14 protein-coding genes are annotated in these 13,141 nt (G+C 67.7%); 11 read left to right on the top strand and 3 right to left on the bottom strand.

Annotated features, from left to right (window positions below; all coding sequences use genetic code 11):
• The first annotated feature begins 90 nt into the window (after positions 1–90).
• From ruvC to SK854_RS32015, 7 genes are all read left to right on the top strand, one after another.
• The gene (gene ruvC, locus SK854_RS31985) at positions 91–660 is read left to right on the top strand and encodes a crossover junction endodeoxyribonuclease RuvC (RefSeq protein ID WP_266040685.1); all 570 of its coding nucleotides are present in this window, start codon (positions 91–93) and stop codon (positions 658–660) included.
• A gap of 133 nt (positions 661–793) precedes the next feature.
• Positions 794–1,375, top strand: a complete 582-nt coding sequence (gene ruvA / locus SK854_RS31990; RefSeq protein ID WP_319978849.1) for a Holliday junction branch migration protein RuvA — start codon at positions 794–796, stop codon at positions 1,373–1,375.
• On the top strand, positions 1,372–2,385 hold the full coding sequence (ruvB, locus tag SK854_RS31995; protein WP_319978850.1) for a Holliday junction branch migration DNA helicase RuvB: 1,014 nt from the start codon (positions 1,372–1,374) through the stop codon (positions 2,383–2,385). The genes ruvA and ruvB overlap by 4 nt, the downstream gene beginning before the upstream one ends.
• Before the next feature lie 94 nt (positions 2,386–2,479).
• On the top strand, positions 2,480–2,830 hold the full coding sequence (gene yajC, locus SK854_RS32000; RefSeq protein WP_319978851.1) for a preprotein translocase subunit YajC: 351 nt from the start codon (positions 2,480–2,482) through the stop codon (positions 2,828–2,830).
• Between the two features lie 129 nt (positions 2,831–2,959).
• Entirely contained in the window at positions 2,960–4,747 is a 1,788-nt protein-coding gene (gene secD, locus SK854_RS32005) for a protein translocase subunit SecD (protein ID WP_319978852.1), read from the top strand.
• A gap of 1 nt (position 4,748) precedes the next feature.
• A complete protein-coding gene (gene secF, locus SK854_RS32010; RefSeq protein ID WP_319978853.1) occupies positions 4,749–5,903 on the top strand; it encodes a protein translocase subunit SecF in 1,155 nt (384 codons plus the stop codon).
• 23 nt (positions 5,904–5,926) lie between these two features.
• On the top strand, positions 5,927–6,418 hold the full coding sequence (locus tag SK854_RS32015) for an adenine phosphoribosyltransferase (RefSeq protein ID WP_319978854.1): 492 nt from the start codon (positions 5,927–5,929) through the stop codon (positions 6,416–6,418).
• A 55-nt stretch (positions 6,419–6,473) separates the two neighbouring features.
• On the opposite strand, the gene SK854_RS32020 is transcribed toward SK854_RS32015, so the two are convergent.
• Positions 6,474–6,758 (bottom strand): hypothetical protein, encoded by a 285-nt coding sequence (locus tag SK854_RS32020; protein ID WP_319978855.1) that lies wholly within the window; start codon positions 6,756–6,758, stop codon positions 6,474–6,476.
• Positions 6,759–6,784: 26 nt separating this feature from the next.
• A complete protein-coding gene (locus SK854_RS32025; protein ID WP_319978856.1) occupies positions 6,785–7,060 on the bottom strand; it encodes a hypothetical protein in 276 nt (91 codons plus the stop codon).
• A 283-nt stretch (positions 7,061–7,343) separates the two neighbouring features.
• Between SK854_RS32025 and SK854_RS32030 the strand changes: the two genes are divergently transcribed.
• The 4 genes from SK854_RS32030 (at position 7,344) to SK854_RS32045 (ending at position 12,146) form a co-directional block, all read left to right on the top strand.
• On the top strand, positions 7,344–8,558 hold the full coding sequence (locus SK854_RS32030; RefSeq protein WP_319978857.1) for an HNH endonuclease signature motif containing protein: 1,215 nt from the start codon (positions 7,344–7,346) through the stop codon (positions 8,556–8,558).
• 78 nt (positions 8,559–8,636) lie between these two features.
• Complete coding sequence (locus tag SK854_RS32035) at positions 8,637–9,491, top strand: helix-turn-helix domain-containing protein (RefSeq protein WP_319978858.1); 855 nt, start codon at positions 8,637–8,639, stop codon at positions 9,489–9,491.
• Positions 9,466–9,645: a DUF397 domain-containing protein gene (locus SK854_RS32040; protein ID WP_319978859.1), complete on the top strand. Its 180-nt coding sequence runs from the start codon at positions 9,466–9,468 to the stop codon at positions 9,643–9,645. Before SK854_RS32035 ends, SK854_RS32040 begins: the two co-directional genes overlap by 26 nt.
• A 215-nt stretch (positions 9,646–9,860) precedes the next feature.
• Positions 9,861–12,146 (top strand): RelA/SpoT family protein, encoded by a 2,286-nt coding sequence (locus SK854_RS32045; protein ID WP_406601852.1) that lies wholly within the window; start codon positions 9,861–9,863, stop codon positions 12,144–12,146.
• Positions 12,147–12,214: 68 nt separating this feature from the next.
• Here SK854_RS32045 and SK854_RS32050 read toward each other — a convergent pair whose 3' ends face one another.
• Positions 12,215–13,072, bottom strand: a complete 858-nt coding sequence (locus tag SK854_RS32050; RefSeq protein WP_319978861.1) for a peptidylprolyl isomerase — start codon at positions 13,070–13,072, stop codon at positions 12,215–12,217.
• Positions 13,073–13,141 lie beyond the last annotated feature (69 nt).

Here is a 13,141-nt window from a genome sequence, read left to right on the forward strand (position 1 = left end):
AACCGTGTCAGTCCGTGTCGGTGCAAGTCCCCTATCGGTGCACCGGATATGGTTCGAACTGTTGTTCGTTCAGCGATCCGGGGAGCTGTTGTGCGGGTGTTCGGGGTCGACCCCGGTCTGACCAGGTGCGGCTTCGGCGTCGTCGACGGCGGACCAGGCCGAGTCGTGCGCGCCGTGGCCGTCGATGTCCTCCGCACGCCCGTTGACGCTCCGCTGTCCGTGCGTCTTCATGAGCTGTACGACGGCGTCTGCGTGTGGCTGGACCGTTACGAACCACAGGTCGTCGCCATCGAACGAGTCTTCGCGCAACACAACGTCCGCACCGCGATGGGGGTCGCGCAGGCGTCGGGCGTCGTCGCTTTGGCTGCCGCGCAACGAAACCTGCCGGTCGAGTTCCACACGCCGTCCGAGGTGAAGGCCGCCGTCACGGGCTCGGGCCGCGCGGACAAGGCGCAGGTGACCGCCATGGTGACCAAACTGCTCGGCCTGAAGGTCGCGCCGAAGCCGGCCGACGCGGCGGACGCGCTGGCCCTCGCGATCTGCCACCACTGGCGCGCGCCGATGCGCAACAGGCTGGAAGAAGCGCAGGCCCGCGCGGCGGAACTCGCCCGCGTGCACAAGGCGAAGCTGGCGGAAGCCGCCCGCCGGAGCGGGTCATGACGGCGGTGGAACGGGTCATGACGGCTTCAGTTTCAGTGCGCGCCGAAATTGTCAGGGTCGGCTGGAAGAATGAAATCAAGGGGTCCCCTTCGCGAGGGGACGCCTGCGTGAGCGTGAAGTCCGGAGGACACAGGTGATCTCGTCACTGCGCGGCCAGGTGCAGCACGTCGGCCTCGACCACGCCGTCGTCGAGGTGGGCGGCGTCGGGTTCGCCGTCCAGATGACGCCGACCACGCTCGCCACCCTGCGCCGTGGCGAGGAGGCGAGCCTCGCCACCACCCTGATCGTCCGCGAGGACAGCCTCACCCTGTTCGGGTTCGCCGACGCCGAGGCCCGCGAGCTGTTCGGCCTGCTCCAGACGGTCAGCGGCATCGGCCCGCGCATCGCACTGGCCACCCTCGCGGTCCTGGAGCCGGACAAGCTCCGCCACGCGCTCGCCGAGGGCAACATCACCGTGCTCACGCAGGTCCCGGGCATCGGCAAGAAGGGCGCGGAACGCCTCATCATCGAGCTGCGCGACAAGGTCGGTCAGCTCCCCACGCCCACGACGCCCGCGCACAGCCAGACGCGTGACCACGTCGTGGAGGCGCTCCTCGGCCTCGGCTTCCCCGCCAAGTCCGCGGAGGCCACGGTCGACAACGTCCTCGCCGCGAACCCGGACCAGTCCACGTCCGCCGTCCTGCGCCGTGCGCTCGCGACCCTGGGGCGCAAGTGACCGAGGACGAGCTCAGCCCCTACGTCGCACCGGCCGAACGCGATCTCGAGACCAGCCTGCGCCCGGCCGACCTGCACGAGTTCGTCGGCCAGCAGCGGGTGCGCGAGCAGCTCGAACTGGTCCTGCACGGCGCGATGAGGCGGGGAACGGCCCCGGACCACGTCCTGCTCAGCGGCCCTCCCGGCCTGGGCAAGACCTCGCTGGCCATGATCATCGCCAAGGAGCTCAACTCCGCCATCCGCATCACCAGCGGCCCGGCCCTGGAACGCGCGGGCGACCTGGCCGCGATGCTGTCCAACCTGGTCGAGGGCGACGTCCTGTTCATCGACGAGATCCACCGCATGGCCCGGCCGGCGGAGGAGATGCTCTACCTCGCGATGGAGGACTTCCGCGTCGACGTCGTGGTCGGCAAGGGCCCCGGCGCGACCAGCATCCCGCTCGACATCGCGCCGTTCACGCTGGTCGGAGCCACGACAAGGTCAGGAGCGCTGACCGGCCCGCTGCGCGACCGCTTCGGCTTCACCGGCCACATGGAGTTCTACAGCGCGGAAGAGCTCGACCTCATCGTGAAGCGCAGCGCCAAGATCCTCGGCGTCGACGTCGCCGTGGACGCCGCGATCGAGATCGCCGGCCGCTCCAGGGGCACCCCCCGCATCGCGAACCGCCTGCTGCGCCGCGTCCGCGACTTCGCCGAGGTCAGGGCCGACGGCAGGGTCACGGAGGAGATCGCGAAGCAGGCGCTGCAGGTCTACGACGTCGACGAGCTCGGCCTCGACCGGCTCGACCGCGCGGTGTTGAACGCCCTGGTCAAGAGCTTCAACGGCGGCCCGGTCGGCGTCTCGACCCTCGCGGTCGCGGTCGGTGAGGAACCGACCACCGTGGAAGAGGTGTGCGAACCGTATTTGGTGCGGGCTGGCATGCTGGCCCGGACACCGCGCGGCAGAGTGGCGACGCCCGCCGCGTGGTACCACCTGGGGCTGGAGCCGCCCGCCGGTGATCAACTGTGGTGACCTGGCACAATCGGTAAAAGCACCTGGACATATCGGACGTGCGTCGAAGGCATGTCCACCTGATCGGAGAATGATGGGCAACCTTTCGTCTTTGATGTTCCCGTTGCTTCTGGTTCTGCTGGCGGTGCCGCTGTTCCTCAGCGCGCGCAAGCAGAAGCGGGCGATGGCCGAGCAGAAGAACCTGCAGGACTCGCTCGCCCCTGGCGACAAGGTGATGACGACGTCCGGCCTGTACGGCACCGTTGCCGACGCGAGCCACGACACCACCATCGACATCGAGATCTCCGAGGGTGTCGTCACGCGCTGGCTGCGTGCCGCCATTCGCGAGAAGGTCGCCGAGACCGACGAGGCCGTGATCGAGGACAAGACCGACGACGTCGAGGAAGAGGTGCCCGCGACCACCGCACAGGTCGCCGAGCCCCTGGACCACGGCGCCAAGAAGTAACCAACAGGCCCGTGACACCTGGAGTTGGCAACTGTGAACACCGCCAACTCCAGGTAGTGACGCCCAGCTCACGTGGCGCGCGTTACGCTGCGCGCTCGGAAACCATAGCTACTAGGAGACGGACGGATCGTGGCACCTCCGGCCGGGCAAATTCGCCCTGCGAAGTATCTGGCGAGTTTTGTCCTCATCGTGGTCGCGCTCTACGCCCTGGTGTTTCTCACCGGGAACGGTTCGGCCAAACCCAAGCTCGGAATCGACCTCCAGGGCGGCACCCTCGTCACCCTGACAGCTCGGCAGGAAGACGGCGCACAGCCGAGCGAGGAAGCGCTCAACCGGGCACGTGACCTCATCGAGGTCCGCGTGAACGGTCTCGGCGTCTCCGGTGCCGAGGTCGTGCGAGACGGCAACAACCTGGTGATCACGGTCCCGGGTGCGGACAGCGAAGGCGCGAAGGGCCTCGGCCAGACCGCTCGCCTCGCGTTCCGCAAGGTCATCGGCCAGCCGGTGCCCGCGGGCGCCGTGCCGCAGACCCAGACGAGCACGCCGCCGTCCGGCAGCGCGAGCACGCCTCCGTCGACGCCGCCGAGCCAGAGCGCCGGCAGCCCGCCGCCGTCGAGTGGTGCTCCGCAGGGCCGCCCCGCGCCGAACCTGGCCGCGCAGCCGTCCAGCACGCCGCCGTCGAACAGCACCGCGCCGTCCAGCAGTGCGCCTTCGAGCACGCCGTCCGCTCCCTCCAACGTCGACCCGAAGGTCGCGAAGGAGATCCAGGAGGCGAAGGCCCTGCGCCAGGCGACCGACCCGCAGATCCTGCAGCAGGCCGCGCTCATGCTCGACTGCTCGCAGCCCGACCCGCTGCGCGGCAACGACGACCTGGACAAGCCTCTCGTCACCTGTGACGAGAAGGGCGAGTTCAAGTACACGCTGGCCCCGGTCAACCCTCCCAAGGAGGACACCGAGACCAAGGCGGACGACTACACGAACTACTCCCGCCTGACCGGTGAGGACATCAGCAACGCCGCGGCGAACAACAACCCGAACGGCACCGGCTACGTCGTCAACCTGGACTTCAAGTCCGACGGCGGCACCAAGTGGGGCGCGTTCACCGCGGCCAACGTCCAGCAGGCCGTCGCGGTCGTGCTCGACGGCGAGGTCATGTCCGCGCCGACCATCCAGTCGGCCATCTCGGGCGGCTCGACCGAGATCAGCGGCAAGTTCACGCTGAAGGAAGCCCAGAACCTCGCGAACACGCTGAAGTACGGCGCGCTGCCGCTGTCCTTCGACTCGTCCGAGGCGCAGACGATCTCCCCGACGCTCGGCCTGCAGTCGCTCAAGGCAGGTCTGATCGCCGGCGGTATCGGCCTCGCGCTGGTCTTCGTCTACTGCATGTTCTACTACCGCCTGCTGGGCGTCCTGACGATCCTGTCGCTGGTCCTGTCCGGCGTCGTCATCTACGCGGTGCTCGTCCTGCTGGGCCGCCTGATCGGCTTCACGCTCGACCTGGCCGGTATCGCCGGGTTCATCGTCGCCATCGGTATCACGGCGGACTCGTTCATCGTCTTCTTCGAACGATTGAAGGACGAGGTGCGTGAGGGCCGCACGTTCCGTTCGGCCGTGCCGCGCGCATGGATCCGATCGCGCCGCACGATCCTCTCCGCCGACGCGGTCAGCTTCATCGCCGCCGCCGTGCTGTACATCATCGCGGTCGGCCAGGTGAAGGGCTTCGCGTTCACCCTGGGCATGTCGACGGTCCTCGACCTCGTGGTCGTGTTCCTCGTGACGCACCCGCTGGTCGCGATCGCGTCGAAGTCCAAGTTCCTGTCCAAGTCCAGCCTGTCCGGCCTGGGCGGTGCGACCCGCGAGGGTGCTGCACACCGCGCCACCTCGACCGGCAAGACCACCGCCGTGAAGGAGGCCTGACATGAGCAGCGTCTTCTCACGCCTCTACGTGGGCAACGGTGCGTTCGACATCGTCGGCAAGCGCACCCGCTGGTACATCGTCTCGGGCATCATCCTGCTGGTCTGCATCGGTTCGATGGTGTTCAAGGGCTTCAACTTCGGCATCGACTTCGAGGGCGGCACCAAGATCTCGATGCCGTCCGTGTCGACCAGTGGCCAGACCATCTCGACGGCCACCGTCGAGGACGTGTACGCGAAGGCCCTGCCCGGCAAGAAGCCGACCGCCGTGCAGGCCGTCGGTTCCGGTGCCAGCGCGTCGATCCAGATCAAGTCGTCCGCGTTGAACATCGCCGAGGTCGCGACCCTCAAGACGGCTCTCGCGCAGGACACCCAGCCGCAGGGCGGCCAGACGGCGATCTCCGACAGTGCCGTCTCCGCGTCCTGGGGCGGTGAGATCAGCGGCAAGGCCCTGTGGGCCCTGTTCTGGTTCTTCGTCGCGGTGACGATCTTCCTGGTGTTCTACTTCGAGTGGCAGATGGCCGTCGGCGCGCTCGTCGCCGTCTTCCACGACGTCATCATCACCGCGGGCGTGTACTCGCTCCTCGGCTTCGAGGTGACGCCCGCGACGGTGATCGGTCTGCTCACCATCCTCGGCTTCTCCCTGTACGACACGGTCGTCGTGTTCGACAAGGTCAAGGAGAACACCCGAGGCCTGCTGGGCCTGACCCGCCGCACGTACGCCGAGGCGTCGAACCTGGCGCTGAACCAGACCCTGATGCGCTCGATCAACACCTCGCTGATCGCGCTGCTCCCGGTCATCGGCCTGCTGGTCGTCGGCGTCGGCATCCTGGGCGTCGGCACCCTGCAGGACCTGGCGCTCGTGCAGCTCGTCGGCATGTTCATCGGTGCCCTGTCCTCGATCTTCCTCGCCACCCCGGTGCTGGTGGACCTGAAGATGCGCGACCCGAAGTACATCGCGCAGGCCAAGCGCGTGGCCGCCCGCCGCGCCAAGGCCACGGGCCCGCAGGTCGCCGAGGGCATCGAGTCGGTCGACGACGAGGCCCTCAACGCCGACCTGCGCAAGGAAGAGGCGTACGCCGCCGCTGCCTCGGTGCCTCACCGCACCGCCAAGGCAGGCGACGCCCGCCGCCGTCCGACCGGAAAGCGTCAGCGTTGAAATTGGATCGTGCTCTGGGACTGATGCGTGAAGTCCCGGACTTCCCCAAGCCAGGGGTCGTCTTCCGGGACTTCACGCCGGTTCTCACCGACCCGGACGCCCTGCGCGCCGTGGTCGACGCCCTTCAGGACAAGATCGACGACAGCACCCAGGTGATCGCCGCCATCGAGTCGCGCGGCTTCCTCCTGGGTGCTGCTCTGGGGTACGGCTGGCGCTACGGCGTCGTGCCGCTGCGCAAGCCGGGCAAGCTCCCCGTCGTCGCCGACTCGGAGTCGTACGAGCTGGAGTACGGCACGGCTTCTCTGGAGCTGCCCGCGGGCGCGATCCAGCCCGGGCAGCGTGTTGTGGTCGTCGACGACGTTCTGGCCACTGGTGGCACCGCTGAGGCCGCGTGCACGCTGGTCGAACGGGCCGGCGGCATCGTGACGGGTGTGTCCGTGGTTCTGGAGATCACCGCTCTGGGCGGCCGCTCCCGGCTCGCGGGCCGCGAGGTCAGCGCTCTGATGGCTGTGTAGAGGACTTTTCGCGCTCAGGGGACCGGTGACGCTTGTCGCCGGTCCCTTTTGCGTGTCAGCCCGTGACTGGTGCGGTGATGAACCGGGAAGCGACCACGACGGTGATCGCCCACAGGAAGTAGAAGATCGGCAGCCCCAGCAGGATCAGGCGCCAGGCCTTCATGTTGCCGTGCCCGACCCGCGTCAGGGCCACGGAGGCGCCGAGCCACGGGACGACCCCGAGCATCGCCGTGCGGAGTGCCTCGCTGCCGCCGTTGGTGAGCAGGTTGAGCAGGACGATCGCGGCGTACCAGATGCCTGCGAACGCCAGGCAGTGCCAGATCGGGCGGTGCGAGTGCATGGGCCCAGTTTCTCAGCCGGACGGTCTCAGGCGATGGGCGGTGGGGCCACGAAGGCGGCGCCGATGCTGACGAAGACCAGCGTCACCAGCGACGCCGGTGCCGTCACGACCGCGATCTCCCACAGTTTCGGGGTCTTCGCGCGGCGCAGGACCAGCCAGCTCACTGTGGTCGCGACCGTCCAGCCGACTGCCGAGCCGATGATCGACCGCTGGTCGATGTAGCTCGGGTCGTCCAGGGCGAGGTACGCCATCGTGCCCAGCCACACGAACGTCATCGCGGCGCACCAGATCAGAGTCCTCACCGTGCCGAGTGTTCCAGGCGTGCACGGCTGCGCCGAACCGGCACATGCCCTCCTTCGTCGGGCGTGTGCCGGACCGCATTTCTGTGGTCCGTTTTCGTCGGTGGTCGCGGGGCGTGGTTGTTGTGCGTATTTCGCGTTTTCGTGCGTGCGTGGTTGCTAGTGGTTGCGTTGCGTCTAGAGAGATGCGCACTAACGGAACCTATGGCCATTGGCTAGATCGTTCACCCGAACGTGTAGTGCCTGACGTGCCTTTATCTTGTGATCTTGCGGTAGTGTCGAACGCATGAGCGAACGAGACTTCTGCCTTCTGTCTACTGACGAACTGCTTGCCGCAGTCGTCGGAGACGTGGTGGAAATTCGCGTTCTTGAGAATGTGATGATGCAGAAGATCGCCGAACTGGAGCGGCGTGGAGCGGCGACTGAGCTGGGGTACAGGAATGTGGCGCACGTGTTGCGTCATGCCGTGCGATGGGACTTGAAGACCGCGCGTCAGTGGGTCGCCCGCGCCGAAGTGCTGGCTCCTCAGCTCACGCTGTCCGGCTCGCTGGTGGAGCCGGAGTTGCCGGTCACCGCTGCCGTGGTGGCGGAGGGCGCGCTCTCCGGGGAGCACATCTCGGCGGTGGCCGAGGTGATGAAGGACCTGCCGCCCGACGCCGAGGGGCCCGTGGTCGAGTTCGCCCAGTCCCACGAACCCAGCGCGGTGCGCTCGTTCGGCAAAGAGCTGGCGTACCGGCTCTATCAGCAGGACGCGGAGCCGAGCGAGGCCGAACCGGCGCCGCCCGTCAACCGGCTGCGGATGGAGTGGAAAGGCGACCAGCTGGAGGTGTCGGCGAAGCTGGACAAGATCGCCGGCGCCAAGTTCGAAGCGATGATCGACCCGCTGGCCAAGCCCCGTCCGACCACCCCGGAAGAAGGCCAGGACCCCCGCTCCCGTGCCGAACGCGAGGGCGACGCCTTCGCCGACCTGATCGACCTCATGCTGCGTGCCGACCGCCTCCCCGAGCACGGCGGCGAGCCGGTCACGCTGACCCTGACGATGGCCTACCGCGACCTGGCCGAGCAGACCGGCTTCGCCACCCTGGACACCCGCGAGCGCGTGCAGGCCAAGCTGGTCCGCCGCCTGGCCTGCAACGCCGGCGTCATCCCGGTGGTGCTGGGCGGCCGGTCCGAGCACGTCGACATCGGCCGCAAGACCCGCACCTTCCCGGCCTCGATCCGCCGCCTCCTGGTCGCCAGAGACCAGGGCTGTTCCTTCCCCGGCTGCGACCGCCCGCCCAAGCACTGCGACGCCCACCACATCAGATTCTGGTCCGAGGGCGGCGGCACCTCAGTCGAGAACGCGGCCCTGCTGTGCCGCCACCACCACACCCTGATCCACCAAAGCGAATGGGAGGTAAGGCTCCTCGATGGCACCCCGACGTTCACCCCACCCGCCTGGCTCGATCCCACCCGGACACCCAGAACCAACACCCACTCCGGCCACCGCGAAGTCGCCTGACGACACCCGCGCGCGAGCAACCGTTTTCACCCGAATGAGCAGGTTCGTGGAGGAGGGTCAATGCCTACCGTCGGACGAATGACTGCGATCACCTCCACCGCCTACAGCCGCGACCTGGGCGACGAACTGCGCCGCCTGCGCGAGAAACACACCAGGCTGACGGGCTTCGGCTTCGCCGAACAACTCGGCTGGGACCCGAGCAAGGTCTCCAACATCGAAAACGGCAAAGCCCGAGCGAGCGAGATCGACCTAGTTCAGTACCTGATGACGTGCGGCCGAGACAGCAACTACTTCGAGGCCTTCCGAGACCGCTACCGCTACGCCTTCGACCCATACGTGCTGGTCGTGCCCGACAACCTGCGCACGCTCGCCATGGCGGAGGCGCAGGCGACGAAGATCACCAGTTTCGACGGTCTGACCATGCCGGGACTCGCCCAGACCCCTGAGTACGCACGGGCACTACTCACCGAGGGTGGCAACGAAGCCCCGGAGAACATCGAGAAGTACGTCCAGCTCCGCATCGACCGGCAGTCGATCATGAGGCGCCCGAATCGGCCGGAGTGCACGTTCTACGTGCACGAGCTCGCGTTGCGAATGCGCGTGGGCAGCGCCCAGATCATGGAAGAGCAGTATCTGCGCCTGCTTTTCCAGTCCCACAGCCTCCGTATCTTGCCGATGTCGGCGGGCATTGCCATCGCGATGAGGTCGGCACGGAGGCTGTTCAGCTTCGAGAAGATGGTGCCGGTCGCCTACAGCGAGACCGATGTGGCACAGCTGTTCGCGCACGACGGCAAAGCCATCGCGAGTAGCCGGGAGTTCTTCAAGTGGCTGGATGCCCTTGCGTTGGATGAGGGACAATCGCGGAGCATGCTGACGGACTACGTCAGCGGACTGCGAGAGGACCTCCATGACGCTCGACCGGAGCTGGCGTAAGAGCACCTACAGCGGCAGCACGGACAGCGGAACTTGTGTCGAGGTGTCCCTGCGCCAGGCTGCTCTCGTGCGGGACTCGAAGACCTCGGGCGGCGCCGTCCTGGCCTTCTCGCTCTCCGCCTGGCGTGCGTTCGTCGCGCAGGCGCAGGTCTAGGCCGTCGACTACGTCACCGGGCAGGTGCTCTGCGTGAGCGGCGGGCCCCACGGCTGAGGCATGTAGGGGGCGTGTCTGAGGCGTGTCGCCTGATCGGCCCAGCCATAATTCGGATCGCGTTCACCGTGTGAGCTGTGCCGCTCAACGCGTCATCGGAAGTTTCCGCATCGTAAACGCGTTATCCTCGGTACTCGCGAGACCCGAGGAGCGTGGGGTTGAGTCAAGACACCGAACCCGCTGCGACGGTTGTTCAACCGTCGGCGACCCGGCGTGTGCGCGCCCGCCTTGCGCGGCGCATCACCGCCCAACGTGCGGCCCCGGTGAAGCAGGTCCTCGAACCTCTCGCCGCCGCGCACTACGACCTCCATCCCAAGGCCGATCTGGCGCTTCTGCAGCACGCATATGACGTTGCCGAGGAGAAGCACCGCCCGCAGCGCCGCAAGTCCGGCGACCCGTACATCACCCACCCGCTCGCCGTGGCGACGATCCTCGCCGAGCTGGGCATGGACACCACGACGCTGGTGGCCGCGCTGCTGCACGACACCGTGGAAGACACCGACTACTCGCTCAACCAGCTCAAGGAAGACTTCGGCGAGGAAGTCGCCCGGCTGGTCGACGGCGTCACGAAGCTCGACAAGGTCAAGCTGGGGGCGGCGGCCGAGGCCGAGACCATCCGCAAGATGGTCATCGCGATGGCGAAGGACCCTCGTGTCCTGGTCATCAAGCTCGCCGACCGGCTGCACAACATGCGCACCATGCGGTTCCTGCCGCCGGAGAAGCAGGCCCGCAAGGCCCGCGAAACGCTCGAAGTGCTCGCGCCGCTCGCTCACCGCCTGGGCATGGCGACGGTCAAGTGGGAGCTGGAGGACCTCGCGTTCGCGATCCTGCAGCCCAAGAAGTACGACGAGATCGTCCGCCTGGTCGCGAAGCGCGCGCCGAGTCGCGACACGTACCTGCGCACCGTCGTCCAGGAGCTGAACTCGCAGCTCGAGACCGCGCGGATCGTCGCCAAGGTCGAGGGCAGGCCGAAGCACTACTACTCGATCAACCAGAAGATGATCGTCCGCGGCCGGGACTTCGACGACATCCACGACCTCGTGGGCGTCCGGATCCTCGTGGACGAGGTGCGGGACTGCTACGCCGCCATGGGTGTCGTCCACGCCGCCTGGCAGCCCATGCCGGGCCGGTTCAAGGACTACATCGCGCAGCCGCGGTTCGGCGTGTACCAGTCGCTGCACACGACCGTGATCGGTCCCGACGGCAAGCCGCTCGAGGTGCAGATCCGCACCTCCGAGATGCACCAGCGGGCCGAGTACGGCATCGCGGCGCACTGGCGCTACAAGGAGACCAAGGGCACGCACAACGGCAAGTCCGTCGAGATCGACGAGATGGCGTGGATGCGCCAGCTCCTCGACTGGCAGCGGGAAGCCGCGGACCCCGGTGAGTTCCTGGAGGGCCTGCGCTGGGACCTCGCCGCGCGCGAGATCTTCGTGTTCACCCCCAAGGGTGACGTGGAGACGCTGCCGACGGGGTCCACGCCCGTCGACTTCGCCTACTCCGTGCACACCGAGGTGGGTCACCGCTGCATCGGCGCCCGCGTGAACGGTCGCCTGGTCGCTCTGGAGCGCAAGCTCGAGAACGGCGAGGTCGTCGAGATCTTCACCTCCAAGGCGGAGGGTGCGGGCCCGTCCCGCGACTGGCTGAGCTTCGTGGCGTCCCCGCGCGCCAAGGCGAAGATCAAGCAGTGGTTCGCCAAGGAGCGCAAGGAAGAGGCGATCGAGCAGGGCAAGGACGCGATCACCAAGGAGGTCCGGCGCGTCGGGCTTCCGATCCAGCGCCTGGTCAGCGTCGACTCGATGCAGGCCCTCGCCAAGGAACTGCACCACACGGACATGAGCGCGCTGTACGCGGCGGTCGGCGAGGGTCACACCTCGGCCCGCCACGTCGTGCAACGGCTCGTCGCCCAGCTCGGCGGTGTCGATCACGCCGAGGAGGAACTGGCCGACCGCGCCACCCCGTCCACGGTCACCCGGCGCCGCCCCACCGGCGACGCGGGCGTGATCGTCAAGGACGCCGGCGACGTGTGGGTGAAGCTCGCCCGCTGCTGCACCCCGGTGCCGGGCGACGACATCCTCGGCTTCGTGACTCGGGGCGGCGGCGTGTCCGTGCACCGCACCGACTGCACGAACGCGGACGAGCTGCTGAAGTCGCCGGAACGTCTCCTCGACGTCGAGTGGGCGCCGTCGGCCTCCAGCGTCTTCCTGGTCGCCATCCAGGTCGAGGCGCTCGATCGGCACCGGTTGCTCTCGGACGTCACGAAGGTGCTGGCCGACGAGCGCGTCAACATCCTGTCGGCGTCGGTGACGACGACACGCGACAGGGTGGCCGTCAGCCGGTTCTCGTTCGAGATGGGCGACCCGAAGCACCTCGGCCACGTTCTGAAGGCTGTGCGGAGCGTTGAGGGCGTCTACGACGTGTACCGCGTGACGTCAGCCTCGTAATTCCGGCCCAAGCACGCAGAACGGCCCCGGAGCGAGCGCTCCGGGGCCGTTTCGCTGAGCGGTGAGGGCTAGCTCGCGACCAGTGCCGACTTGATGTCGACCGGGGTCTTGGGCTTGCCGTCGCCCTGGCCGGGCTGCTGCGAGATCGTGCCGGTCTTCGCGACCTCGTCGATCTTCTTCAGCGACTCCTCGTCGACCGTGCCGAAGATCGAGTACTTCGCCTGCAGGTTCGCGCCGTCGCCGTAGACGATGAAGAACTGCGAGCCGTTGGTGTCCGGGCCCGAGTTCGCCATGGCGAGCACGCCGCGGCCGTAGGTGAGCTCCGGGTAGACCTCGTCCTTGAACGAGTAGCCCGGGCCGCCCATGCCGTTGCCGCCGGGGTCGCCGCACTGCAGGACCTGGATGCCGGTGACGACGAGGCGGTGGCACGTGGTGCCGTCGAAGTACTTCTGCTTGGCGAGGTTCACGAAGTTGTTCACCGTGCACGGCGCGAGCGCGCGGTCCAGGTTGAACTTCAGGTCACCGATCGAGGTGCCGAGCGTGACGCCGACCGTGCCGGTGGCGGACTGCTCGCCGTTCGCGGGCGGCGTGTTCTCCTTGGCCGCCGGCTCCTGGCCCTTCGTGTATTCACAGTTCACTTTTTCCGGGAGCGCGGCCGGGCGCTTCGGGATCTGGTGCAGCGCGGTGGGAATGTTCTCCGCCTTGTCCACCGACTCCTGGGTGGGAGTCTCCGACGCGGCGGCGTCGCCATTGCCGAATACGTCGTTAGTCGCGAGGAACCACACGCCACCTCCGACGAGCGCAACAACGACGACCGTCGACACGACGGCGATGATGCGACGCTTCTTGGCCCGCTCCTGGCGGTAGACCATCTGACGCTCAAGCTTGCGCTTGGCTGCCGCGCGTCGCTGCTCGTTGGTGGGCACGTGCTCCCTCCCCAGGGACTCATGCGAATAGGGCGGTCGGCTCGGCAGTCTAGGGCCTGGGCATATGAG

The organism is Lentzea sokolovensis, from assembly GCF_033949975.1.
In the GTDB taxonomy this organism is placed as follows: domain Bacteria; phylum Actinomycetota; class Actinomycetes; order Mycobacteriales; family Pseudonocardiaceae; genus Lentzea; species Lentzea sokolovensis.